Origin of the sequence: Pseudomonas sp. 43A, assembly GCF_013363935.1 — a bacterium.
GTDB classification, from domain to species: domain Bacteria; phylum Pseudomonadota; class Gammaproteobacteria; order Pseudomonadales; family Pseudomonadaceae; genus Aquipseudomonas; species Aquipseudomonas crudilactis.
Genome location: NZ_CP054880.1, coordinates 1119302 through 1144554, shown reverse-complemented (window position 1 = coordinate 1144554; position 25253 = coordinate 1119302). Strand labels below are relative to the sequence as shown.

The window sequence follows — 25253 nt, the reverse complement described above, 5'->3', positions numbered from 1 at the left end:
AGAAGACAGCGGCAACACGAGGGCTTTCAACGGGAGGGCAGCATGGCAACGATTCACATCGGTATTTCCGGCTGGCGCTACGCACCGTGGCGCGGGGACTTCTACCCCAAGGGACTGGCGCAGAAACGCGAATTGCAGTTCGCTTCGCGGGCGGTCAACAGCATCGAAATCAATGGATCGTTCTACGCCCTGCAACGGCCCGAACGCTACGCGCAGTGGTACGCCGAAACCCCCGACGATTTCATCTTCAGCGTCAAAGCCCCGCGTTTCATCACCCATATCCGCCGCTTGCGCGAGATCGAAAAACCGCTGGCGAACTTCTTCGCCTCGGGGATTCTGGAACTCAAGGAAAAGCTCGGGCCGATCCTTTGGCAATTTCCGCCGAACTTCAAATTCGAGCCTGAGCGTTTTGAACATTTCCTTGCGCTACTGCCCCACGATACCGAAGCCGCCGCCACCCTCGCCCGGCAACACGACGCTCATCTGCACGGCCACGCGAGCCTGAAAGCCTGGCGTAAAAAACCGCTGCGCCACGCTGTGGAAATCCGCAACGACAGCTTCCTTGATCCCGATTTTGTGCGCCTATTGAAGCGCTACAACACCGCACTGGTGATCGCCGACACCGCCAATAAATGGCCGTACCGCGAAGACCTCACCAGCGACTTTGTCTACTTGCGCCTGCACGGCGCCGAAGAGCTCTACGCCAGCGGTTACACCGCGCCAGCCCTCAAGCGCTGGGCCGAACGCATCGACGCCTGGCACCACGGCGAGCAACCAAAAGACGCGCACCTGATCGCACCACGCTTGAAGCCACGCGCACGCAAATCCCGCGAAGTGTTCTGCTATTTCGACAACGACATCAAAGTCCGCGCGCCGTACGACGCCCGTGACCTGCTGCATCGTTTCGAGCTGGATAAAGACCTCGCCACCACCCCCGGCGAACCCGCTGGCGAAGGAGTGCTGGCATGAGTATTCCGGAACCGGTTGGCTTCACCGATGAGGGCTCGGTCGTTGCGCCGTCCGTGCGGACGTTCACCGTACTGACGGTCAATACCCACAAGGGTTTTACCGCACTGAATCGGCGCTTCATCCTGCCGGAACTGCGCGAAGCGGTACGCAGCGTCGCCGCCGATGTGGTGTTTCTGCAGGAAGTCCACGGCACCCACGAGCACCATCCCAAGCGCTACAGCAATTGGCCGACGATGCCGCAGTATGAATTCCTCGCCGACAGCCTCTGGCCGCAGTTCGCCTATGGGCGCAACGCGGTGTACCCGGAGGGCGACCACGGCAATGCGCTGCTGTCGAAATTCCAGATCATTCGTCACGACAACCTCGACGTCTCGATCAACGGCCACGAGAACCGCGGCCTGCTGCATTGCGTGCTGCGCCTGCCCGGCGACGGCACCGAAGTGCACGCGATCTGCGTGCATCTGGGCCTGCGCGAAAGTCATCGCAACGCCCAGCTGGATTTGCTCATGCAACGCTTGGCGGAGTTGCCCGACGACGCACCAGTGATCGTCGCTGGCGATTTCAACGACTGGCGCCAGCGCGCCGATGCGCAGCTCAAACCTTGCGGCCTGCGCGAAGTGTTCGCCGAGCATCTGGGCAAACCGGCACGCAGTTTTCCCGCGCGCCTGCCAGCACTTCGGCTTGATCGTATTTACGTGCGCAACCTCAAGGCCAGCCAGCCGAAAGTCCTGGCGAACAGGCCTTGGTCGCACCTTTCCGACCACGTTCCTTTATCGGTAGAGATCGAACTATGAGCAGCGCGCCGCTGGAGAAATCCGCCGTGGAACCGATCGCCATCAACCCGCCGATACGCGAGCCCGGCCATGTTGATGTCGAGTACCGCTGGCAGGGCAACAATCGCGTTGAGTTGCTGGAGAACGGCGAGGAGTATTTTCCGCGAGTGTTCGAAGCGATGCGCGCGGCGAAGAGTGAAATTCTGCTCGAGACGTTTATCGTTTTCGAAGACAAGGTCGGCGCCGAGTTGCAGGAGATACTGATCGACGCCGCGCGGCGAGGCGTACGCACCACCGTCAGCCTCGACGGCTTTGGTTGCGGCGAGTTGACCACCGGTTATCTCACCGCGCTGAGCGAGGCCGGCGTGCATTTGCAGATTTTCGATCCGGCGCCAAAACGCCTGGGCATTCGCACCAACTGGTTCCGCCGTTTGCACCGCAAGATCGTGGTGGTCGACGGCCTGATCGCGTTTATTGGCGGGATCAACTTTTCCGGCGACCACCTCGCTGATTTCGGCCCCGAAGCCAAACAGGATTACTCGGTGCAAGTGCAGGGGCCGGTGGTCGCTGACATCCACCACTTTGCCCTGCTGCAAAGCGGTCGCCCCGGACGCGCACGCTTCTGGTGGCAGCGCCGGCGCCAGCGCCGCGCGGAGATGGCTTTCGATGATCACGACGGTCAAGTACGCCTGGTATTCCGCGATAACGACCAGCATCACTCCGACATCGAAGACGTGTATTTGCAGGTGCTGCGCCGCGCCAAACGCCGGGTGGTGATCGCCAACGCCTACTTTTTCCCCGGTTATCGCCTGTTGCGGGAAATCCGCAATGCTGCACGTCGCGGGGTTGAGGTCCGCCTGATTCTGCAGGGGCAACCGGACATGCTGGTGGCCAAACTGGCGGCGCGCATGACTTACGATTACCTGCTCAAGGCCGGCGTGCAGATTCATGAATATTGCCAGCGCCCGCTGCACGGCAAAGTCGCGCTGGTCGATGAAGAATGGAGCACCGTCGGCTCGAGCAATCTCGACCCGCTGAGCCTGTCGCTGAATCTGGAAGCCAACGTGCTGATCCGCGACCGCGCGTTCAATCAGCATCTGTTCGAACGCCTTGAAGACCTCAGCCAGAACCACTGCAAAGCCATGGACGCCAGCCAGTCGCCACGTGGGCGCATCTGGCACATGACTGTGGGTTTTCTGGTGTTCCACTTTCTACGGCATTTCCCGGCGATGGCCGGTTGGCTGCCGGCGCACAAACCGAGGCTAAAGCCGTTTCGAGGTGACCGCTCATGAGCCATTCCGAGGTGCATTCCGCCCCGCATTCGGCGCCAGCAACGCACTCGAAATGGAGCCGCTGGAAGCGTCCGTTGACCCTGCTGTTTTTCCTCGCGTTGATCGTGTTGCTGACGATGTTCGCCACGCGCATTGAATGGGCCGAGGTGCTGCAAACCCTTGCCGATTTCAAAGTGCGCACCTTGATTATCGCCGCCAGCCTGACCCTGCTGAGTTTTCTGGTGTACGCCAGTTTTGATCTGATCGGCCGTACTTACATTCGTCAGGACCTGACCTGGAAACAGATTCTGCCGGTAGGAATCATCAGCTATGCGTTCAACCTCAATCTGAGTGCCTGGGTCGGCGGCATCGCCATGCGTTATCGGCTGTATTCGCGCCTTGGCGTGAGCAAAAGCAACATCGCCAAGATCCTCGGTCTGAGCCTGGCGACCAATTGGTTCGGCTACATGACCATTGCCGGCGTGGTGTTCAGCAGTGGATTGGTGACAATGCCACCGGGCTGGAAAATCAGCAGCGCGGCGTTGCAAGGCATTGGTGTTCTGTTGCTGCTGATCAGCGCCGGCTATCTGGCGGCGTGTCAGTTTTCCAAACGTCGCGAATGGTCGATTCGCGGGGTGGAAATCAATCTGCCGTCGCTGCGCATGGCCGTCCTGCAATTGCTGCTGGGGGCGTTGAATTGGTCACTGATGGCGGCGGTGATTTTCACCTTGTTGCCGAGCAAACTGGATTATCCGTTGGTGCTGGGGGTGTTGTTGATCAGTGCGATTGCCGGGGTCATCACGCATATTCCGGCGGGGCTTGGCGTGCTGGAAGCGGTGTTCGTGGCGTTGCTGCAACACGAGGCTTCACGTGGCAGTCTGGTAGCGGGATTGCTGGCGTATCGGGCGATTTATTTTCTGTTGCCGTTGTTGATTACGGTGGTGATGTATCTGGTGGTTGAAGCGAAGGCGAAAGCGCTGCGAATAGAGAAAAAACCTTCCTGATTTTTTGGGTGAAGTTGATGGCCTCTTCGCGAGCAAGCTCGCTCCCACATTTGAAACGCGATCCCCTGTGGGAGCGAGCTTGCTCGCGAAGGCGTCCGAAAGAACACTAAAAGATCATGCTGATTGAATAATGCTCAACCGTTCACCCACGACCATCTCGGTAATCCAGTCCACCAGTATCGAGGTGTAGGCCTGCTGTGAAACCGGCTCGCTCAACGCATGATCGGCGCCATCGATAATACGGTGCGTCAGTGAATGGGTCTGCTGGCACGCCGCGCGGTAACTCATGATCGCCGCGTGGGGCACATAGTCATCGGTTTCCGATTCCACCAGCAACACATCGCCAGTGAATTGCGAGCAGGCGTGCAAGGCGCGATTGGTATCAGCGCGCACCAGCGTGCTGCGGTAATCCCGCAAATCGGCCTTGTCCAGCTCACGCTTGGGTGTGTGCCATTGCTCGTCGCGGTACAACGCCGGCACCCGCAGCGCCAGCCAGCGCACCGGGCGTAGCGAGGTGAGGATCGCCGCCAGGTAACCGCCATAACTGGTACCGACCACGGCGATCGCGGAAGTGTCGAGCGCCGGATGCGCCAGCAAGCGGTCATAGGCCGCGAGCAAATCACGCAGATTGTCTTCGCGGGTAACGCGGGTCAGCGGGATCCCGGTGCCACCGGTGTGTCCACGCAAGTCGAAGGTCAGACACACGCAACCGAGACCGGCGATGCCTTTGGCGCGCTCGAGATCACGTTCCTGACTGCCGCCCCAACCGTGTACGAACAACACCCCCGGGACTTTCGATTTGGGACTGAGAAATGTCCCGCTCATCTGTTCATCATCAATGTCGATTTGAATGCTTTCGCTTCTAGCCGTCATAGGATTTGACCGTTACGTATTTGAGGAGAAATTCACTGTTCTCAGCCGGTCCGCGATAGACCTCGATGGCGTCCGCCGGCAGCGCCTGATCGATGTAGGTTTCCACCGAAGACACACGAATCGCGCGCATCCCCGGATCGTTGACGAAACTTTGCAGTGCCGCAACCTCAGCACTGCTGGCACCGCCCATGCGCCAGGACTGTTCGAGCACACCGCTGCGGGTTTTGCCGTTGCTGTCCCGGCCTTGGGCGATGTCGTAGTTGCGTCGCGAGGCGTAAAACCGTGGATAGGCTTCATTCGCCGCATTGTCGAAAACCTGCGCCTGCTCGATGGCCAGACGCACATCGTCGGGCAGATCCAGCGTCAGCAGCTCGTCGTAACCGCCCTGCACCACCAGCAAGTTCGAGCCGCCGTAGACCTCTTCGCCGTGGGCATCTTTGGTCAAGTATTGATCACCGCAGTAGCTCAGCACTCTATTGCCGATGAACGACTGGCCGACGCTGTGGGTGACGACATCGCTGAGGTCCTGCTCCAGCACCACGCCGTCGCTGAACAACTTCGCGGCTTCAGGTCGAGCGAGAACTTCGTCGAAGGCGTCGAGGCTTTTGATCACTTCCTGGCCTCGTCCGGCGCAGGCGTGAATCGGCTTCAGGCGAATGGGACCACTGTACAGCAGATGCTCGGCGGCGGGCCGCGCATCCGCCAGCGCAAACACACTGAGGCCATCGAGCACGACATTGCGTACCCGCTCGGAAAACAGCGGCGACCAGCCTTGCGGCGCGTGGGCCTGATGACTGCGCAGGCCGTGGCTGATGGCTTTGGTGCAGATGAAATCGTGTTCGACGAAGCCACCCCACAGATCGTCCGGGCCCTTGATGCCGAGCTCACGGGCCTGGTCGGCGCCAACGATGGTTTGCGTGGGCAACAGGTAGAGATCGCGACCCTGATGTTTCGCAGCGTCGTAACTGCCACCGAATTTAAACCCTGAGATCTGCGCCAGCCAGCGGGCCAGGGACTTGTTGGTCTGCACCTCATGCTGCGGCGCGTCAGGGCGCACCGAGTGGGCAACGACAATTTTCCTGCGGGGTGTCGGGGTCATGCGGTCCCCTTCCATCGGTTCGATGACTGTAGCGTTGAGCGGTGCAGAGATCAGGCCAACGGCCGACTCTTGAAAATCCTCTGCTAATCAGAAACTTGGCGAAATCGTACTGGCACCAGGCCTGTTTCAATCTGCACGACCGCGCGTCAAACCCCGGCAAATTGCACGATCTATAGTCCTATAGAGTTCAATGTGGGAGCGAGCTTGCTCGCGAAGGCGCCGTGTCAGGCGACATCAAACTTACAGCCCCCACCGCTTTCGCGAGCAAGCTCGCTCCCACATTAGTTAATGGATGCTTTCGAGATTGGGGTCACACCAAACCGCGCCCGATATTCACTCGGCGCCAGCCCGGTGATCTTCTTGAATATCGCACGAAACGCGCCCGGATCCTGATAGCCCACCGTCCACGCAATATGATCAATCGTGCCATTGCTGAACTCGAGCATCTCGCGCGCCTTGCCCACCCGCAGATGCTGGCAGTACTCGGTCGGTTTTAACCCGCTCGCCGCGCGGAACCGCCGCAGAAATGTGCGCTCCTCCAACCCAGCCCGCTCCGCCATCGCCGTCAACGAAACATCCGTCGCACCGGTGCTTTGCAGCCAGTGCTGAACCTTGAGAATCGCCGCATCGCCATGACCGAGAATCGGCGCAAAATTACTGCCGCACTCACTGGCGCTGTCACTGTGCTCGATCACCAGGAATCGCGCAGTGGCAGTGGCGATGCTCGGCCCGAGCAGGCGGTCGACCAGACGTAATCCCAGTTCCGACCAAGCCATCAATCCGGCCGTGGTGATCAAGTCGCCGTCGTCGACAATCGGGGTATCAGCCTTGAGTTTGATCTTCGGGTAACGCTCGGCGAAGGTCTTGGCCGAGGTCCAATGGGTGGTGGCACTGCGGCCGTCGAGCAGACCGCTTTCAGCCAACATCAGCGAGCCTACGCAGACCCCGCCCAGCGTTGCACCGTGGGCATGTTGATCGCGTAACCATTGCATCAGGCTGGCCGGCGCTTGCGCCGCCGAGAACCCGCCGATCGATGGCGGAATCAGCACCGCCAGCAAAGCGCTGTCGTTACCCGCATGACTGGCGTAAGTGCGCGTTGGCGGCTGATCACCTTCGACCTGCCAGTGACTGACCCGCAGCACAGGCAACTGCGCGGCCTGATGCTCGGCGGCAATCCGGTTGGCCACCGCAAACAGATCGGTCAAACCGTGCACCGCCGCCATCTGCGCGCCGGGATAGATCAGCACGCCCAGTTCAGCAACGGCGGCCCTTTCTGCGCCCATTGTCAGTTTTCCCCTGTCTATTGTCGGTGCGGCCAATCCCCGAATGGCTGGCCAGCGCCAATACTGAAGCCACTTCCAGCCAATACCTCGAGGACACCCCCATGGCCAAGCAAGCGCTCATCGTAGTCGATATCCAGAACGACTACTTCCCCCAAGGCAAGTGGCCGCTGGCCGGTGCCGACGCCGCCGCCGACAACGCCGCCCGACTGCTCGCCGCGTTCCGCGAGACAGGTGATTCGGTGGTACACATTCGCCACGAATTCACCTCAGCGGATGCGCCGTTTTTCACCCCGGGCTCGGACGGCGCCAAGCTGCACCCCAAAGTTCTCAACCGCGCCGATGAACCGGTGGTGCTCAAGCACTTCGTCAACTCGTTCCGCGAAACCGAACTGCAAGCGATCCTCGACGAACAAGGCATCAAGGAACTGGTGGTGGTCGGCAGCATGAGCCACATGTGTGTTGACGGCATTACCCGTGCGGCGGCGGATCTGGGTTATACCGTCACGGTGATTCACGACGCCTGCGCCAGCCGTGACCTGGAGTTCAATGGCCTGACGGTGCCGGCCGCCCATGTTCACGCTGCGTTCATGTCGGCGCTGGGATTCGCCTACGCCAGTGTGGTCTCCACCGACGAATTCCTCGCCGCCAATCGCTGAGTCATATTCTGCAAAAATAGCTGGCCCGCCCTGTTGCGGGCCTTTTTACGCCTGTCATAAAAATCTCACGCGTGAGCCATTGATGGCATTTTGAATTGGTTGTAGTGTGGCTCACGCGTGAGATATCCATAACCGAGCCATTGCCATGAAAAGCCGTTCCCCTACAGCGAAATCAGAGAGTCTCAAGGGCGAGCGCGCGAAACCGTCGGCAAAAAAACCGTCGAGCTTTTACATGAAGCAGATGCGCGCGGGCCTGGCGGCCGCCGGTTATGTGAAACACGAAACTTGGGTGCTTCCGGAAAACCGAAGCTTGCTCAAGCAAATGGAGCAACAGCTACGCCAACCGATTCTGGCTGGCTCTTTCATGTCGGAGAATTACATGAGCGCAGGCAACAACTGGACCATCGATAGCCTCTTCAATGCCCTCAAGGCCCTGGACGAGGTGGCTTCGCAAGAGATCACGCTGTCGCTGATCCAGAGCTCCGAACCCAGCATCAAGCTGGAAATGAACGAATTCGGCGGTCTGCCGATTCACATCGCCCTGGCCGGCCAGCAGATCATCGTCGACACCGTGCTGGTGGACATCGACTCGATCAGCGACGTACGCGCCTTCAACGACGCTGTGCTGCGCAGCCGGGAAATGTTCCCGCTGTCGTCGATCGGTATCGAGTCGATGCCGAACGGGCAGACCGTTTACAACATGTTTGGCGCCCTGAGCGCCGACTCGAGCCTGACCAACGTCGTCACCGAGGTGAAAACCCTGGTCGACAATGTGCAGCGCGCGAGCGAAGCCTTCGAACACTTCTTCAAGTAATCAACAGGGAATATCCAATGACTCAGTCCATCTGGAGCAAGTTGTTCACCGCACTGCGCGGCGGCGCCAATGAAGTCGGCGAAGCAATTGCCGACCAACAGGCCCTGCGTATCCTCGATCAGGAAATCCGCGATGCCGACAGCGCGCTGTCGAACGCCCGTCGCGAACTGGTCACCATCATGGCCAAACACAAACTGGCCGCCGACCGCGTGAGCGAGTACGACGCCAAGATCAAGGATCTGGAAGCCAAAGCCGTCTCGGCGCTGAACGCCGGCCGTGAAGACCTGGCGCTGGAAGTGGCCGAAGCGATTTCGACCCTGACCAATGACCTCGACACCGAGAAAAAGCAGAGCGACGAGTTCGGCACTTACGCCGAAAACATGCGCAAAGACATCAGCAAGGCCGAGTCGCGGATCAAGAGCCTGCGCCAGCAAGTGGACATGGCCAAGGCCCGCGAAAGCGTGCAGAAAGCCCAGGTCAGCGCTTCCATCGCCAGCGGCGGTGCCAATGGCAAGCTGGAAACTGCCGTCGGTACCCTGAACCGCCTGCAAGCCAAGCAGCAGCAACGCGCGGCTGAACTCAGCGCTGCGGACGAGCTGGCTGACGCCTCGACCGGCAACGACCTGGAACGCAAACTGCGCGACGCCGGCATCACGCCGAACGAAGGCAGCGCCAACGCGATTCTTGAGCGTCTGAAGCAAAAGTCCGCTCAGTAAGCACTGCGCAAAAAACCTGTGGGAGCGAGCTTGCTCGCGAAAGCGTCGTATCAGTCGACATCATTGTTGACTGATACGCCCTCTTCGCGAGCAAGCTCGCTCCCACATGGTTTGCGGCGTGTCGTTCGTCGCTCAGCCCGGTACACTAGCGACGTTTTTTCGCCGACGAACACCTCCACCCGCTTCAAGGAACGTACCCATGGGATGGTTTAAAGACTTGCTGGGCACCAGCAACTGGCAGACCGCTGCGCCAACACCGACCGTTGCCAGTGGCCCACTCGGCATGGCCCAGGGCAAAGCCGTCAGGTTCGATACGACGCTGGCGCTGTTGCTCGATGGCTCGACCACGGTGCGGGTGCCCTTCGATCAGGCGATCTGGAGCCACGGCTGGGTCGACCTCGGCCAGTCCAACAAACTGCACCGCTATTACATGAACGACGAGGATTTCTGGCTACAGATCCACGTTACCGGTGAAGACCAGATCGAATCGGTCACCCTGTTCAATTACCTCAGCTACGTAACGGTCAACAGTGACGCCGAACTGCAGCGCCTGGCCGGCCCCAACAGCCAGATCGGCTTACCCGGTTACAACCACGGCGGTGTCGAATACACCCGCGAGTGGGGCACTGAACAAGGCCAGACCGAATTGGTACCGATGACCGAACAAGTGGTCAATCCGGACGAAAGCTACACCATCGAACACCACTCAATGCTTTACGCGCGCGAGACCGGCCTGACCGATCGCCGCGAACTGCTGCTGTTCTCCGTCGAACAGGATGAAGAAGGCACCGTCAGCCTGAGCACCTCGCTGGGCATTTCGCTGTACACGACAGATCTGAGCACCATTTAAAAAAGGAAGTTTTTCATGCTGGAAGTGCTGGCCGTTTCCCTGAACAAAACCGCGCTGGTCGGTTTCGTCGTCTACCTCATCGGCGCCGTACTGCTGTTCATGCTGTTTCAATTTGTCTATACGCGCATCACGCCGCACAAGGAGTTTGAGCTGATTCGCTCCGGCAACGTAGCCGCCGCCATCGCCTTGGCCGGCGCGATTATCGGCTTCGCGATTCCGGCCAGTAACGTGATTGCGTTTTCGGTCAACGTCCTCGACTTCGTGCTCTGGGCCGTGATTGCCGCCGTCGTGCAACTGCTGGCGTTCCTCGCCACGGGCCTGGTGCTCAAAGGCACGTCCCAGCGCATCGCCAACGGTGAAATCGCCTCCGGCATCTACGTTGCTGCGGTCGCGATCAGCGTCGGTATGCTCAACGCGGCGTGCATGACACCGTCCAACTGATCGGCAGGAAGCCCTAGATGAAACGCAGCAAATACGTTCAGTTGTCCCTCGCCGCCTCGGTGGCCATGGCCATTTCCGGCCAGGCGACAGCCGCGGATCAACCGCGCAACTTCCAGAGCGTGGAACAGTGTGTCGACGCCGAAGTGGGCGCCGACGTCTGCTCCACTGCCTACGTCGCCGCCCTGACCGAACACCGGCGCATCGCCCCGGCGTACAACGACAAGGCCAAATGCGACGCGGACTTTGCCGCTGACTGGTGCCAGAAAAACTCCGACGGCCGCTTCGTGCCGAAACTCGGTGGCTTCAAAGTGCCGCAGGAAGGTGAATCGGCGCAGAACCTCGACGCCATCGCTGATGCGCAGATGCCCGTCGGTAATGCAACGGCGCAGAATGTGCAAAGCACTTCGCACGTCTCCAGCGGTGGTGGCGGTGGTGGCGGTGGCGGAAATGGCTGGCTGACCGGCTGGCTGATCGGCAATGCGATGAGCAACAACGCCGAACGCACGGTTTACCGCGATCGCGAAACGCGCCAGCCATACAACACCTCGACGCAGTACCGCAGAGCCGACACCACGACGCGCAGCCAAACGGATTACGAAAGCAGCAAAAGCAAACCGGTCAACGTGGCTTCTTCGACGTCACGCGGCGGCTTCGGCAGCCAATCCAGCGCCCGTAGCGGTTGGGGTGGCTGGGGCAGCAGTTCCGGTCGTTCGAGCAGCTGACAATGAAGAAGATCCTATGCGCCGAGCGGCCTGACTGGAAACAGACTGCCGAGAGCCTCGGCTTCATGTTCCACACCATCGATGACGAGCCGTACTGGGACGAAAGCGCGTACTACCAGTTCACGCTCGCGCAGATCGAAAACGATCTTGAAGACCCGACCACCGAACTGCACGAGATGTGCATGGACCTGGTCGACCGCGTGGTCAACAGCGAAGAACTGCTGGATCGCCTAAGCATCCCGCCGGCGTACTACGACATGATCCGCACTTCCTGGCTGGAAGGTCATCCGCATCTGTACGGGCGCATGGACTTTTCCTACACCGGCAACGGCCCGGCGAAACTGCTGGAGCTCAACTACGACACGCCGACCAGTCTTTACGAAGCAGCGGCGTTCCAGTGGGGCTGGCTGGAACAATGCATCGAGCGCGGCACACTGCCGCTTCATGCCGACCAGTTCAACAGCATCGACACCCAGTTGCATCGAGCCTTCGCCGAATTACAGCTGAAGCGGCCGTTCTACTTCGCCTCGATGAAAGACTCCGTCGAAGACAAGGGCACCACGGATTACCTGCGCCTGATCGCCGAGAAGGTCGGCATCGAGTCGCGGCACATCGATATTGAAGACATCGGTTTGACGTCTGAAGGTCGTTTTGTCGACCTGGAAGATCGCTGGATCCCGCACCTATTCAAACTGCATGCCTGGGAATTCATCTTTCACGAGCCGTTCGGGGCGGCAATTGCCGAGTGTGATACGCAATTTTTCGAGCCGGCATGGAAAGCGATCCTGTCGAATAAGGGCGCGCTACCCTTGCTGTGGGAAATGCACAAGGGCCATCCAAATCTGCTGGCGGCGCATCTTGATCTGAATCCAGCCAATGCAGTGCCCAAAGGCTGGGTACGCAAGCCGTACTTTTCCCGGGAAGGCGCCAACATTGAGCTGCAAACGGCTGACGGTCTGACCGTCAAAGAGGACGGCCCCTACACGGATGCGCCGTTTATCCTGCAGGAATTTGCGCCGCTGCCAAAGTTTGGCGACAGCTACACGCTGATTGGCTCTTGGGTGATCGGCGATCAGGCTGCAGGGATTGGGGTGCGGGAAGACAACAGTCTGATCACCAAGGATTCGAGCCGCTTCCTGCCGCACCTGATCCTCGACTGAACCACAGATCCTTGTGGGAGCGAGCCTGCTCGCGAAAGCGGATTGTCATTAAACGACTGCTTTATCTGATCTGACGCCTTCGCGAGCAGGCTCGCTCCTACAGTTGATCGGGGATGACCATAAGTTTTTTGCCCAACAAAAAGGCCCGTCGTTTAAGCGACGGGCCTTTTTATTTGCGGCGGTTACAGCAGCGAATCAGAACGGAATATCGTCATCAAAGCTGTCGAAATCCGGAGCCGGTTGCGGTGCGGCCTGCTGTGGAGCCGGGGCCGAACGCTGCTGGGGAGCCGACTGCTGCGGACGTGGCGCCTGCTGGCGTGGGGCCGGAGCGGACTGCTGGTAGTTGTTGCCACCGCCTTGTTGGTCGCCCTGTTGTGGACGGCCGCCGAGCAGTTGCATGGTGCCTTGCATGTCGACCACGATTTCGGTGGTGTAACGCTTGATACCGTCTTTTTCCCACTCGCGGGTCTGCAGCTTGCCTTCGATGTAGACCTGCGAACCCTTGCGCAGGTATTCGCCGGCGATTTCCGCAACCTTGCCAAACATCGAAACACGGTGCCACTCGGTCTTCTCGACCTTCTGACCGGTTTGCTTGTCGGTCCACTGTTCGCTGGTGGCCAGACTCAGGTTGGTCACGGCGTTACCGTTAGGCAGGTAGCGAACTTCGGGATCCTGGCCGCAAGTGCCGACCAATATGACTTTGTTAACCCCACGGGCCATAACGTTCTCCTAGGCTTCGCAAGCAGCCCCGGCCGGGTTGTTCACCAGGCGTTCGAGGGTGTCGCGATCCACTAATTCTTTGTCCAGTTTGATGTAAACAGCCGCTTCGTCAGCAACTATCACTGCATCGGTTACCCCTACGAGGGCCTTGAGGCGCTCGACCAGACCCGCTTCGCGGATCGCCTCGGGCGACAACGGCAAGCGCAGGCTCGTCACGTAGGGAGGTTCACGCATGGTAACAGCAAAGGCCAACCAAAGTGCAGCCAGCCCGGCACATCCAAGGAACACAACCGACAGACCGCCATGCTGAAACAACCAGCCGCCGAGGATCCCGCCGAGTGCCGAACCGAGGAACTGGCTGGTGGAATACACGCCCATGGCCGTGCCCTTCCCGCCCGCCGGTGAAACCTTGCTGATCAACGACGGCAATGAAGCCTCCAGCAGATTGAACGCAGTGAAGAACACCACCGTGCCGATCACCAGAGCCCGCAGGCTGTCGCCGAACTGCCAGAAGAATAGCTCAGTCAGCATCAGCGTCATGACGGCGCCGAGCAAAACTCGTTTCATTTTGCGTTTCTTCTCGCCATAAATGATGAACGGGATCATGGCGAAGAACGAAATCAGCAGTGCGGTGAGGTAGACCCACCAGTGCTGTTCCTTGGGCAAACCGGCTTTTTCCACCAGCGCCAGGGGCAGCGCAACGAAGCTCGACATCAACATGGCATGTAACACAAAGATGCCCAGATCGAGGCGCAACAGGTCAGGATGCTTGAGCGTCGGCATCAAAGCCTGACGCGCCACGCCAGACTCGCGATGAGTCAACGGCCCGGTGGATTTCGGCACCATGAACATCACGATGACGATGCCCACCAGCGCCATACCGCCAGTGGCGAGGAACAATCCAGAGAGCCCGAAAGCACGGGTCAACAACGGCCCGACCACCATGGCCACGGCGAACGACAGACCAATCGTCATACCGATCATTGCCATTGCTTTGGTGCGATGCTGCTCGCGGGTCAGGTCGGAAAGCAGCGCCATGACCGCAGCGGAAATGGCCCCGGCACCTTGCAGGATCCTCCCGGCGATAACGCCCCAGATCGAGTCGGCCTGAGATGCCAGCACACTGCCGAGGGCAAAGACGATCAGCCCGAGGTAAATCACCGGACGACGGCCAATGCGGTCGGAAATGATCCCGAACGGAATCTGGAAAATCGCCTGGGTCAGGCCGTAAGCGCCGATAGCCAAGCCGATCAGGGCCGGGGTCGCGCCTGCCAGATCCATGCCGTAGGTCGCCAGTACCGGCAACACCATGAACATGCCAAGCATACGGAAGGCGAACACCAGGGCCAGACCGCTCGCCGCGCGGGTCTCGCTGCCACTCATGCGTTCGCTGTGGGGATCGTGCATGGAAAAACCTCGTGTGAACCGGCGGCGATTCTACCAGTCCCATCGGAAGACGGGGTATATCGCGACGCTTTGACGCGTATAGATGAAACTCTCTTCATTCGGGGCAAAAAACCCTTCGTTTGATAGTGTGCATCCATCCAGTATTTGCCCGTATACTCCTACGTTTTCGACGCCCGCCGAGCGAGGCCACTTTGGACAAGATCCTGATACGTGGGGCCCGTACCCACAACCTGAAGAACATCGACCTGACCCTGCCACGGGACAAACTGATCGTCATCACCGGCCTGTCCGGATCCGGCAAGTCGTCCCTGGCCTTCGATACGTTGTACGCCGAAGGTCAGCGCCGCTATGTCGAATCGCTGTCGGCCTACGCCCGCCAGTTCCTGTCGATGATGGAAAAACCCGACGTCGACACCATCGAAGGCCTGTCGCCGGCGATCTCCATCGAACAGAAGTCGACCTCGCACAACCCGCGTTCCACGGTCGGCACCATTACCGAAATCTACGATTATCTGCGCTTGCTTTATGCACGCGTCGGTACGCCGCGATGCCCGGATCACGACATTCCACTGGAGGCGCAGACCGTCAGCCAGATGGTCGATCTGGTGCTGGCCCAGCCGGAAGGCAGCAAACTGATGTTGCTGGCGCCAGTGATTCGCGAGCGTAAAGGCGAACACCTTTCGGTCTTCGAAGAGCTACGCGCGCAAGGTTTCGTTCGTGCACGGGTCAACGGCCGCATCTGCGAACTCGACGAGCTGCCAAAACTGGATAAACAGAAGAAGCACTCGATCGATGTGATCGTCGACCGCTTCAAGGTTCGCGCCGATCTTCAGCAGCGTCTGGCCGAATCCTTCGAAACCGCGCTGAAACTGGCGGACGGCATTGCACTGGTTGCGCCGATGGACGACGAGCCCGGTGAAGAGATGATCTTCTCCGCGCGCTTCGCCTGCCCGATCTGCGGCCACGCCATCAGCGAACTTGAGCCGAAACTGTTTTCCTTCAACAATCCGGCCGGCGCCTGCCCGACCTGCGATGGTCTGGGGGTGAAGCAATTCTTCGACATCAAACGACTGGTCAACGGTGACCTGACGCTGGCCGAAGGCGCGATACGCGGCTGGGACAGGCGTAACGTCTATTACTTCCAGATGTTGGGCTCACTGGCCTCGCACTATGGGTTCAGCCTCGAGGTGCCGTTCAACGAACTGCCCGCCGATCAGCAGAAATTCATCCTGCATGGCAGCGGCTCGCAGAACGTCGACTTCAAATACCTCAACGACCGTGGCGACATCGTCAAACGCTCGCACCCGTTCGAAGGCATCGTGCCGAACCTGGAGCGTCGCTACCGCGAGACCGAGTCGGCGAGCGTGCGCGAAGAACTGGCAAAGTTCCTCAGCACTCAATCGTGCCCGGATTGCCGTGGTACCCGTTTGCGTCGTGAAGCTCGGCATGTGTGGGTGGGCGAGAAGACCCTGCCGGCCGTCACCAATCTGCCAATTGGCGATGCTTGCGAGTACTTCGGCGCACTGAAGATGACTGGCCGTCGCGGCGAGATCGCTGACAAGATCCTCAAGGAAATTCGCGAGCGTCTGCAGTTCCTCGTCAACGTCGGTCTCGATTACCTATCGCTGGATCGCAGCGCTGACACGCTGTCCGGTGGCGAGGCGCAGCGGATTCGTCTGGCCAGCCAGATTGGTGCCGGTCTTGTCGGCGTTCTGTACATCCTCGACGAGCCATCCATCGGCTTGCACCAGCGAGATAACGATCGACTGCTTGGCACACTCAAGCACCTGCGCGATATCGGCAACACGGTGATTGTGGTCGAGCACGATGAAGACGCGATTCGCTTGGCTGACTATGTCGTCGACATCGGCCCGGGCGCCGGTGTGCATGGCGGGCAAATCGTTGCCGAAGGTACGCCGGCCGAAGTCATGGCGCACCCGGACTCCCTGACCGGCAAATACCTGTCGGGCCGGGTGAAGATTGAAGTGCCGGCCAAACGTACGCCACGCAACAAGAAGCTGACCCTGTCGCTCAAGGGCGCACGCGGTAACAACCTGCGCAATGTCGACCTGGAAATTCCGATCGGCCTGCTGACTTGCGTCACCGGCGTGTCCGGTTCGGGCAAATCGACGCTGATCAATAACACGCTGTTCCCACTGAGCGCGACGGCTCTCAACGGCGCGACCACTCTGGAAGCGGCGGCGCACGACAGCATCAAAGGCCTGGAACATCTCGACAAAGTCGTCGATATCGATCAGAGCCCGATCGGTCGTACACCGCGCTCCAACCCGGCGACGTATACCGGGCTTTTCACGCCTATCCGTGAGCTGTTCGCCGGCGTACCTGAATCACGCTCGCGCGGCTACGGCCCGGGGCGTTTCTCGTTCAACGTCAAGGGCGGTCGCTGCGAAGCCTGCCAGGGCGATGGCCTGATCAAGGTGGAGATGCACTTCCTGCCGGACATCTACGTGCCGTGCGATGTGTGCAAGAGCAAGCGCTACAACCGCGAAACCCTCGAGATTAAATACAAGGGCAAGAGCATCCACGAAACCCTCGAGATGACCATCGAGGAAGCCCGGGTGTTCTTCGACGCGGTGCCAGCACTGGCGCGCAAGCTGCAGACGCTGATGGATGTTGGCCTGTCTTACATCAAGCTCGGGCAATCGGCGACTACGTTGTCCGGAGGTGAGGCGCAGCGGGTCAAGTTGTCTCGCGAGCTGTCCAAGCGCGATACCGGCAAGACCCTGTACATCCTCGATGAGCCAACCACCGGTTTGCACTTCGCGGATATTCAGCAATTGCTCGACGTACTGCATCGCCTGCGCGACCACGGCAACACTGTGGTGGTGATCGAGCACAACCTCGATGTGATCAAGACTGCCGACTGGCTGGTGGATCTAGGGCCGGAAGGTGGTTCAAAAGGTGGCCAGATCATTGCCACCGGCACGCCGGAGCAAGTGGCCGAGATGAAGCAATCTCACACTGGTCATTACCTCAAGCCATTGCTGATTCGCGATCGAGCTTAAACGCCTGACACGAAAAAGCCCCTGTCACTTCAACAGTGACAGGGGCTTTTTTGTATCCATTGCAATCAGGAAGCGTGGGATTGCAGGTAGTTTTCGAGACCGATCAGCTTGATCAGGCCCAACTGCTTTTCCAGCCAGTAGGTGTGATCTTCTTCGGTGTCGTTGAGCTGAACCCGCAGGATCTCACGGCTGACGTAGTCCTTGTGCTGTTCGCACAGCTCAATGCCTTTGCACAGGGCAGCGCGAACTTTGTATTCGAGGCGCAGATCCGCTTCAAGCATCTCCGGCACAGTGGTGCCGACATCCAGATCATCCGGACGCATGCGCGGCGCGCCTTCGAGCATCAGAATCCGGCGCATCAAAGCATCAGCGTGACCCGCTTCTTCTTCCATCTCGTGGTTGATTCGCTCGTAGAGCTTGGTGAACCCCCAGTCCTCATACATCCGCGAATGAACGAAATATTGATCACGCGCGGCCAGTTCGCCGGTCAGCAACGTGTTGAGGTAATCGATTACGTCTGGGTGGCCTTGCATCGCCCTACATCTCCCTACTTGAAAGTCTGTAGTTTGAACCAACCTGACTGGAAGGTCACCCGTTTCACGCAATAAAAGCGAAGATATTCTGAGAAAAGCAGCCTAAATAACGCAAAAACCGCCCAAATGAGGGCGGTTCTGCTTCTCGTTTAGACTTCGTTAAGCTGTACGTTGAGCAGCTTTGCGATTGCTTCTCCATACGCCGGGTCGGCGTTGTAGAAATGCTGCAACTGGCGGTCAACCACATCACTTGAAACGCCACCCATCGCACCGGCAATGTTGCTGACCAGCAACGCTTTCTGCTCGTCGCTCATCAAGCGGAAGAGTGCACCGGCGTGGCTGTAGTAATCGGTGTCTTCACGGTGATCGTAGCGATCGGCCGCGCCGCTCAGGGCCAGAGCAGGCTCAGCGTAGTGCGGAGCTTGTTTCGGCGATTCGATGTAGCTGTTTGGCTCGTAGTTAGGCGCAGCACCACCATTGCTGCCAAACGCCATCGAGCCGTCGCGCTGGTAAGTGTTGACTGGACTGCGCGGCGCATTCACTGGCAGTTGCTGGTGATTGGTGCCCACACGGTAGCGGTGTGCGTCGGCATAAGCGAATACGCGACCTTGCAGCATGCGGTCTGGCGATAGACCAACGCCTGGCACCATGTTGCTCGGGCCGAACGCGGCTTGCTCGACTTCCGCGAAGTAGTTCTGCGGGTTGCGGTTCAGTTCCAGTTCGCCGACTTCGATCAACGGGAACTCCTTCTGCGACCAGGTTTTGGTCACGTCGAACGGGTTCTCGTAATACGCTGCCGCCTGGGCTTCAGTCATGATCTGAATGCATACGCGCCATTTCGGGAAGTCACCGCGTTCAATCGCCTCGAACAGATCGCGCTGGGCGTAATCCGGATCGGTACCGGCAATACGAGCAGCATCCGCTGGTGCGAGGTTCTTGATGCCCTGTTTGGTCTTGTAGTGCCACTTCACCCAGTGACGCTCGCCTTGCGCGCTGATCAGGCTGTACGTGTGGCTGCCGAAGCCGTGCATGTGACGGTAGCCGTCCGGGATGCCCCGGTCGGAGAACAGAATGGTGACCTGGTGCAGCGCTTCAGGTGAATGCGACCAGAAGTCCCACATCATCTGCGCGCTTTTCAGATTGCTCTGCGGAAGGCGTTTTTGGGTGTGAATGAAATCAGGGAATTTCAGTGGATCACGGATGAAGAACACCGGCGTGTTGTTACCAACGATGTCCCAGTTACCTTCTTCGGTATAAAACTTAAGAGCGAAGCCGCGCGGATCACGCTCAGTGTCGGCAGAACCACGCTCACCCCCTACGGTGGAGAAACGCAGGAACGTCGGGGTTTGCTTGCCGACAGATTCAAACAGCTTGGCACTGGTGTACTCGGTTATGTCACGAGTCACGGTAAACGTGCCGTAAGCACCTGAGCCTTTGGCGTGTACACGACGCTCAGGGATGTTTTCACGATTGAAGTGGGCGAGCTTCTCGATAAGGTGAAAATCGTCGAGCAGCAGCGGGCCACGCGGGCCGGCGGAGCGAGAATTCTGGTTATCAGCGACAGGTGCGCCACTGGCGGTCGTAAGCGTTTTGATCTGGCTCATACGGTCTTCTTCCTCTGTCAGTCTTGAAACTGCCGGCTAATCGGCTTGCTGGGAAGTATCGATCATCCATGTGACACCTACAAATTCATTAACTTGCAGACATCGATAGATAATTACTAATTATGTTCCCCAGCACATAGTGCCAACAGAAAGGTGTCAGAAACTTGTACGAACAGCGCATTTTCTTGCAGGCACAAAAAACCGGGCACTAGGCCCGGTTCTTCGTTTCAGACTGACGTCTTACTCGGCGGATACAGCTTCACCAGCAGTAGCACGATCAACCAACTCGACGTACGCCATAGGCGCGTTGTCGCCAGCGCGGAAACCGCACTTGAGGATGCGCAGGTAGCCACCCTCACGGGTAGCGTAACGCTTGCCCAGGTCGTTGAAGAGCTTACCAACGATAGCTTTCGAACGAGTACGGTCGAAAGCCAGACGGCGGTTAGCCAGGCTGTCTGTCTTGGCCAGAGTGATCAGCGGCTCAGCAACGCGACGCAGTTCTTTGGCTTTTGGCAGTGTAGTTTTGATCAGCTCGTGCTCGAACAGCGACACCGCCATGTTTTGGAACATGGCCTTGCGGTGCGAGCTGGTGCGGCTCAGGTGACGACCACTTTTACGATGACGCATGGTTCATTCCTTACCAAACACTACGTTCGGTGATTACGACGATCAGGCAGTCGCCTTGTCGTCCTTCTTAAGACTTGCAGGCGGCCAGTTGTCGAGGCGCATGCCGAGGGACAGACCGCGGGAGGCCAGAACGTCCTTGATTTCAGTCAAGGATTTCTTGCCCAGGTTCGGAGTCTTCAACAGCTCTACTTCGGTACGCTGAATCAGGTCGCCGATGTAGTAGATGTTTTCCGCCTTAAGGCAGTTAGCCGAACGTACAGTCAGTTCCAGATCGTCAACCGGGCGAAGCAGGATCGGATCGATCTCGTCTTCCTGCTCGACAACCACTGGCTCACTGTCACCCTTGAGGTCGACGAACGCAGCCAACTGCTGTTGCAGGATGGTTGCAGCGCGGCGGATAGCCTCTTCAGGATCCAGAGTACCGTTGGTTTCCAGATCAATAACCAGCTTGTCCAGGTTGGTACGCTGTTCGACACGGGCGTTTTCCACCACGTATGCGATACGGCGAACCGGGCTGAACGAAGAGTCAAGCTGCAAGCGACCGATGCTGCGGCTTTCGTCTTCATCGCTCTGACGCGAGTCGGCTGGTTCATAACCACGACCACGAGCTACGGTGAGCTTCATGTTCAGGGCGCCGTTAGACGCCAGGTTAGCGATTACGTGATCGGGATTAACGATCTCGACATCATGATCCAGCTGAATATCGGCAGCGGTAACCACCCCCGAACCCTTCTTCGACAAGGTCAGCGTAACTTCGTCACGACCGTGCAGCTTGATGGCCAGACCTTTAAGGTTCAACAGGATTTCAATTACGTCTTCCTGTACACCTTCGATGGCGCTGTACTCGTGGAGCACACCGTCAATCTCGGCCTCGACTACTGCGCAGCCGGGCATTGAGGACAACAGGATGCGTCGCAGCGCGTTGCCCAGGGTGTGGCCAAAACCACGCTCGAGAGGCTCGAGAGTGATCTTGGCGCGGGTTGGACTGACAACCTGCACATCAATGTGGCGGGGTGTCAGGAACTCATTTACCGAAATCTGCATGGATGCACCTATTTTCTAGCCCTTACTTGGAGTAGAGCTCGACAATCAGGCTTTCGTTGATGTCGGCGGACAGATCACTGCGAGCAGGAACGTTCTTGAAAACGCCCGACTTCTTCTCAGTGTCTACTTCTACCCATTCTACGCGGCCACGTTGGGCACACAGATCGAGAGCTTGGACAATGCGAAGTTGGTTTTTTGCTTTCTCGCGAACTGCAACCACGTCACCAGCACGAACCTGATACGACGGAACGTTTACGGTCTGACCGTTAACGCTGATCGACTTGTGCGATACCAGCTGACGGGATTCGGCACGAGTCGAACCAAAGCCCATACGGTATACAACGTTGTCCAGACGGCATTCGAGCAGTTGCAGCAGGTTTTCACCGGTTGCACCTTTCTTGCCAGCAGCTTCTTTGTAGTAGCCGCTGAACTGACGCTCGAGAACGCCGTAGATACGACGGACCTTCTGCTTTTCACGCAGTTGGGTGCCGTAATCGGACTGGCGACCGCGGCGTTGGCCGTGGATACCAGGTGCTGCTTCAATGTTGCACTTCGATTCGATCGCGCGCACGCCGCTCTTCAGGAAGAGATCGGTGCCTTCGCGACGAGCGAGTTTGCATTTTGGACCAATGTAACGAGCCATTCTTTACAATCTCCTGGATTACACGCGGCGCTTCTTCGGCGGACGGCACCCGTTGTGCGGGATTGGCGTCACGTCGGTGATGCTGGCGATCTTGTAGCCACAGCCGTTCAAAGCGCGGACTGCGGATTCACGACCTGGACCTGGACCCTTGACGTTAACGTCGAGGTTTTTCAGGCCGTATTCCAGCGCAGCTTGACCAGCACGTTCAGCAGCTACTTGAGCAGCAAACGGGGTGGACTTGCGGGAACCGCGGAAACCCGAACCACCGGAGGTAGCCCAAGAAAGAGCGTTACCTTGACGGTCGGTAATGGTCACGATGGTGTTGTTAAAAGATGCATGGATGTGGGCGATGCCATCAACCACTGTCTTTTTAACTTTTTTACGAGGACGAGCAGCAGGTTTTGCCATGATTAAATTCCTGTCGATTCGCTGGGGCGATTACTTGCGGATCGGCTTACGCGGACCTTTACGGGTACGCGCGTTGGTCTTGGTACGCTGACCGCGTACTGGAAGACCGCGACGATGACGCAGACCGCGATAGCAACCGAGGTCCATCAAGCGCTTGATTTTCATGTTGATTTCGCGACGCAGATCACCTTCAGTGGTGAACTTCGCCACTTCGCCACGCAGCTGTTCAATTTGCTCGTCGCTCAGATCTTTGATCTTTGCTGCTGGGTTTACCCCAGTCACTGCACAGATCTTCTGCGCAGTAGTGCGACCAACACCATAGATGTAGGTCAGCGAGATAACAGTATGCTTGTTATCTGGAATGTTAACGCCTGCAATACGGGCCATTCAGTGGGACTCCAATTGACAGCTACCTACGCCCCGGAAGCCAAGAAATAGGGCGCGAGATAATATCGCTGTAATAACAAATAATCAACCCGGTAGCGCACTAGCTACCGGGCTTGAAGCACAATCACACTCAGCCTTGGCGCTGTTTGTGACGCGGTTCCGCGCTGCAAATTACTCGAACAACACCTTCGCGGCGAATAATCTTGCAGTTACGGCACAGCTTTTTCACCGATGCACGAACTTTCATCACCAACTCCTCGAACCTTATGGGTACTCAGCGCAACATGCCGCTGCCGTAACCCTTCAGGTTGGCTTTCTTCATCAGGGATTCGTACTGGTGCGAAACGAGGTGCGATTGTACTTGGGACATGAAGTCCATCACAACCACGACCACGATCAGCAACGAGGTCCCGCCAAGGTAGAACGGAACGTTTGCTGCAACCACCAGGAACTGGGGCAACAGGCACACGGCCGTCATGTAAAGAGCACCGAACATGGTCAAGCGGGTCAGAACGCCATCAATATAGCGCGCAGACTGCTCACCTGGACGGATGCCCGGAATAAAGGCACCGGACTTCTTCAGGTTTTCCGCTACGTCTTTCGGATTGAACATCAACGCCGTATAGAAGAAGCAGAAGAAAATAATCCCTGCACTAAACAGCAGAATATTCAACGGCTGACCAGGAGCGATCGACTGCGAGATGTCCTGCAACCAGCCCATACCTTCAGACTGACCGAACCAGGCACCCAACGAAGCCGGGAACAGCAAAATGCTGCTCGCGAAAATAGCCGGAATAACACCGGCCATGTTCACCTTAAGCGGCAAGTGGCTTGTCTGCGCAGCAAAAACCTTGCGGCCCTGCTGACGCTTGGCGTAGTGAACAGCAATACGACGCTGACCACGCTCAATGAACACCACAAAACCGATAATCGCTACTGCCAGCAAACCGATGGCAACCAAGGCGAAGATGTTGATATCACCCTGACGCGCAGACTCGAAAGACTGCCCGATTGCTCTCGGAAGACCGGCGACGATACCCGAAAAAATCAACATCGAGATACCGTTGCCTACACCACGCTCAGTAATCTGCTCACCCAGCCACATCATGAACATCGCACCAGCCACAAACGTGGATACCGCGACGAAATGGAAGCCAAAGTCACCAGTGAACGCAACGCCCTGCCCCGCCAGACCAATGGACATGCCAATGGCCTGAACGAGAGCGAGGACGACGGTGCCGTAGCGGGTGTACTGGCTGATCTTGCGACGGCCAGCTTCACCTTCCTTCTTCAACTGCTCCAGCTGCGGGCTGACGGCGGTCATCAGTTGCATGATGATCGATGCCGAAATGTACGGCATGATCCCCAGTGCAAAGATGCTCATCCGTTCCAGCGCGCCGCCGGAGAACATGTTGAACAAGCTAAGAATGGTCCCCTCATTCTGTCGAAACAGGTCTGCGAGTCGGTCCGGGTTGATACCTGGAACCGGGATGTGTGCGCCTATTCGGTAGACGATAATCGCCAGGAACAGAAAACGCAGACGAGCCCAGAGTTCAGACATACCGCCTTTGCCGAGCGCAGAGAGAGCACCTTGCTTAGCCATTTATTCCTCGAACTTGCCGCCAACTGCTTCGATAGCCGCACGCGCACCTTTGGTGGCGCCGATTCCCTTGCCGATAGTGACAGCGCGAGTCACTTCACCGGACAGCATGATTTTCACACGCTGTACGTTGACGTTGATCACGTTGGCATCTTTCAGGGACTGCACGGTGACGATGTCGCCTTCCACTTTAGCCAGCTCGGACAGACGCACTTCTGCGCGGTCCATGGCTTTCAGGGAAACGAAACCGAACTTCGGCAGGCGACGATGCAGCGGCTGTTGACCGCCTTCAAAGCCTGGAGCAATGGTGCCACCGGAGCGGGAGGTCTGACCTTTGTGACCACGGCCACCAGTCTTACCCAAACCGCTACCGATACCACGGCCCGGACGATGCTTTTCGCGACGGGAACCCGGCGCTGGACTCAGATCATTGAGTTTCATCGATTAACCCTCGACACGCAGCATGTAGTAAGCCTTGTTGATCATCCCGCGATTCTCGGGAGTATCCTGGACTTCTACAGTGTGACCGATGCGACGCAGACCCAGACCCTTAACGCACAATTTGTGGTTAGGGATGCGGCCGGTCATGCTTTTGATCAGCGTTACTTTAACGGTAGCCATGA

The 25253-nt window shown here is 58.3% G+C and carries 28 protein-coding genes; 12 read left to right on the top strand and 16 right to left on the bottom strand.

The features are described 5' to 3' along the window. Positions 1-42 precede the first annotated feature (42 nt). The 4 genes from HUW52_RS05000 to HUW52_RS04985 are packed head-to-tail and all read left to right on the top strand — an operon-like array spanning position 43 to position 4017. Positions 43-969 carry a DUF72 domain-containing protein gene (locus HUW52_RS05000; protein WP_175553095.1) on the top strand — a complete coding sequence of 309 codons (927 nt, stop codon included), beginning with the start codon at positions 43-45 and terminating at the stop codon, positions 967-969. Continuing rightward, the gene (locus tag HUW52_RS04995) at positions 966-1763 is read left to right on the top strand and encodes an endonuclease/exonuclease/phosphatase family protein (RefSeq protein ID WP_016983581.1); all 798 of its coding nucleotides are present in this window, start codon (positions 966-968) and stop codon (positions 1761-1763) included. Before HUW52_RS05000 ends, HUW52_RS04995 begins: the two co-directional genes overlap by 4 nt. Continuing rightward, positions 1760-3034, top strand: coding sequence for a cardiolipin synthase ClsB (gene clsB, locus HUW52_RS04990; RefSeq protein WP_175553094.1), 1275 nt, complete (start codon positions 1760-1762; stop codon positions 3032-3034). The genes HUW52_RS04995 and clsB overlap by 4 nt, the downstream gene beginning before the upstream one ends. After that, on the top strand, positions 3031-4017 hold the full coding sequence (locus HUW52_RS04985) for a lysylphosphatidylglycerol synthase domain-containing protein (protein WP_016983579.1): 987 nt from the start codon (positions 3031-3033) through the stop codon (positions 4015-4017). Before clsB ends, HUW52_RS04985 begins: the two co-directional genes overlap by 4 nt. A gap of 114 nt (positions 4018-4131) precedes the next feature. Here HUW52_RS04985 and HUW52_RS04980 read toward each other — a convergent pair whose 3' ends face one another. The 3 genes from HUW52_RS04980 to HUW52_RS04970 form a co-directional block, all read right to left on the bottom strand. Further along, positions 4132-4890: a S9 family peptidase gene (locus HUW52_RS04980; protein WP_007917206.1), complete on the bottom strand. Its 759-nt coding sequence runs from the start codon at positions 4888-4890 to the stop codon at positions 4132-4134. Then, positions 4880-5989: a DUF3182 family protein gene (locus HUW52_RS04975; RefSeq protein WP_175553093.1), complete on the bottom strand. Its 1110-nt coding sequence runs from the start codon at positions 5987-5989 to the stop codon at positions 4880-4882. The genes HUW52_RS04980 and HUW52_RS04975 overlap by 11 nt, the downstream gene beginning before the upstream one ends. Positions 5990-6270: 281 nt before the next feature. Further along, on the bottom strand, positions 6271-7272 hold the full coding sequence (locus HUW52_RS04970) for a GlxA family transcriptional regulator (protein ID WP_175553092.1): 1002 nt from the start codon (positions 7270-7272) through the stop codon (positions 6271-6273). A gap of 101 nt (positions 7273-7373) precedes the next feature. Between HUW52_RS04970 and HUW52_RS04965 the strand changes: the two genes are divergently transcribed. The 7 genes from HUW52_RS04965 to HUW52_RS04935 all read left to right on the top strand — a co-directional run bounded on the left by HUW52_RS04965 (position 7374) and on the right by HUW52_RS04935 (position 12631). Next, a complete protein-coding gene (locus tag HUW52_RS04965; RefSeq protein WP_016983576.1) occupies positions 7374-7928 on the top strand; it encodes a cysteine hydrolase family protein in 555 nt (184 codons plus the stop codon). 232 nt (positions 7929-8160) lie between these two features. Continuing rightward, positions 8161-8742, top strand: a complete 582-nt coding sequence (locus HUW52_RS04960) for a YjfI family protein (protein ID WP_253756885.1) — start codon at positions 8161-8163, stop codon at positions 8740-8742. A gap of 17 nt (positions 8743-8759) precedes the next feature. After that, entirely contained in the window at positions 8760-9458 is a 699-nt protein-coding gene (locus HUW52_RS04955; RefSeq protein ID WP_175553090.1) for a PspA/IM30 family protein, read from the top strand. A gap of 199 nt (positions 9459-9657) precedes the next feature. Further along, positions 9658-10308 carry a DUF2491 family protein gene (locus HUW52_RS04950; RefSeq protein WP_034155940.1) on the top strand — a complete coding sequence of 217 codons (651 nt, stop codon included), beginning with the start codon at positions 9658-9660 and terminating at the stop codon, positions 10306-10308. Positions 10309-10323: 15 nt separating this feature from the next. Next, on the top strand, positions 10324-10749 hold the full coding sequence (locus HUW52_RS04945) for a DUF350 domain-containing protein (protein WP_016983572.1): 426 nt from the start codon (positions 10324-10326) through the stop codon (positions 10747-10749). A gap of 17 nt (positions 10750-10766) precedes the next feature. Continuing rightward, positions 10767-11471, top strand: coding sequence for a DUF1190 domain-containing protein (locus HUW52_RS04940; RefSeq protein WP_016983571.1), 705 nt, complete (start codon positions 10767-10769; stop codon positions 11469-11471). A gap of 2 nt (positions 11472-11473) precedes the next feature. After that, on the top strand, positions 11474-12631 hold the full coding sequence (locus HUW52_RS04935) for a glutathionylspermidine synthase family protein (protein WP_016983570.1): 1158 nt from the start codon (positions 11474-11476) through the stop codon (positions 12629-12631). Positions 12632-12826: 195 nt separating this feature from the next. On the opposite strand, the gene HUW52_RS04930 is transcribed toward HUW52_RS04935, so the two are convergent. Then, on the bottom strand, positions 12827-13351 hold the full coding sequence (locus tag HUW52_RS04930) for a single-stranded DNA-binding protein (protein WP_008081898.1): 525 nt from the start codon (positions 13349-13351) through the stop codon (positions 12827-12829). A gap of 9 nt (positions 13352-13360) precedes the next feature. Further along, on the bottom strand, positions 13361-14758 hold the full coding sequence (locus tag HUW52_RS04925; protein ID WP_016983569.1) for an MFS transporter: 1398 nt from the start codon (positions 14756-14758) through the stop codon (positions 13361-13363). A 191-nt stretch (positions 14759-14949) separates the two neighbouring features. Between HUW52_RS04925 and uvrA the strand changes: the two genes are divergently transcribed. Continuing rightward, entirely contained in the window at positions 14950-17784 is a 2835-nt protein-coding gene (gene uvrA, locus HUW52_RS04920) for an excinuclease ABC subunit UvrA (protein ID WP_016983568.1), read from the top strand. 65 nt (positions 17785-17849) lie between these two features. Here the strand turns inward: uvrA and bfr are convergent, their stop codons facing one another. The 11 genes from bfr to rpmD form a co-directional block, all read right to left on the bottom strand. Then, positions 17850-18317 carry a bacterioferritin gene (bfr, locus tag HUW52_RS04915; protein WP_175553089.1) on the bottom strand — a complete coding sequence of 156 codons (468 nt, stop codon included), beginning with the start codon at positions 18315-18317 and terminating at the stop codon, positions 17850-17852. 149 nt (positions 18318-18466) lie between these two features. Continuing rightward, positions 18467-19921 carry a catalase gene (locus tag HUW52_RS04910; protein ID WP_016983566.1) on the bottom strand — a complete coding sequence of 485 codons (1455 nt, stop codon included), beginning with the start codon at positions 19919-19921 and terminating at the stop codon, positions 18467-18469. A gap of 240 nt (positions 19922-20161) precedes the next feature. Further along, positions 20162-20548 carry a 50S ribosomal protein L17 gene (gene rplQ, locus HUW52_RS04905; protein WP_003176402.1) on the bottom strand — a complete coding sequence of 129 codons (387 nt, stop codon included), beginning with the start codon at positions 20546-20548 and terminating at the stop codon, positions 20162-20164. A 42-nt stretch (positions 20549-20590) separates the two neighbouring features. Beyond that, entirely contained in the window at positions 20591-21592 is a 1002-nt protein-coding gene (gene rpoA, locus HUW52_RS04900; RefSeq protein WP_003186012.1) for a DNA-directed RNA polymerase subunit alpha, read from the bottom strand. Positions 21593-21614: 22 nt separating this feature from the next. Next, entirely contained in the window at positions 21615-22235 is a 621-nt protein-coding gene (gene rpsD / locus HUW52_RS04895; protein ID WP_003176404.1) for a 30S ribosomal protein S4, read from the bottom strand. A gap of 18 nt (positions 22236-22253) precedes the next feature. Continuing rightward, entirely contained in the window at positions 22254-22643 is a 390-nt protein-coding gene (rpsK, locus tag HUW52_RS04890) for a 30S ribosomal protein S11 (RefSeq protein ID WP_002555466.1), read from the bottom strand. A gap of 30 nt (positions 22644-22673) precedes the next feature. Further along, on the bottom strand, positions 22674-23030 hold the full coding sequence (rpsM, locus tag HUW52_RS04885; protein ID WP_003186020.1) for a 30S ribosomal protein S13: 357 nt from the start codon (positions 23028-23030) through the stop codon (positions 22674-22676). A gap of 130 nt (positions 23031-23160) precedes the next feature. Beyond that, the gene (rpmJ, locus tag HUW52_RS04880; RefSeq protein WP_002555468.1) at positions 23161-23277 is read right to left on the bottom strand and encodes a 50S ribosomal protein L36; all 117 of its coding nucleotides are present in this window, start codon (positions 23275-23277) and stop codon (positions 23161-23163) included. Positions 23278-23304: 27 nt separating this feature from the next. Then, positions 23305-24633 carry a preprotein translocase subunit SecY gene (gene secY, locus HUW52_RS04875; RefSeq protein WP_003228718.1) on the bottom strand — a complete coding sequence of 443 codons (1329 nt, stop codon included), beginning with the start codon at positions 24631-24633 and terminating at the stop codon, positions 23305-23307. Further along, positions 24634-25071: a 50S ribosomal protein L15 gene (rplO, locus tag HUW52_RS04870; RefSeq protein ID WP_041074414.1), complete on the bottom strand. Its 438-nt coding sequence runs from the start codon at positions 25069-25071 to the stop codon at positions 24634-24636. Positions 25072-25074: 3 nt separating this feature from the next. Further along, positions 25075-25251: a 50S ribosomal protein L30 gene (gene rpmD, locus HUW52_RS04865; protein ID WP_003176408.1), complete on the bottom strand. Its 177-nt coding sequence runs from the start codon at positions 25249-25251 to the stop codon at positions 25075-25077. Between the last annotated feature and the right edge of the window lie 2 nt (positions 25252-25253).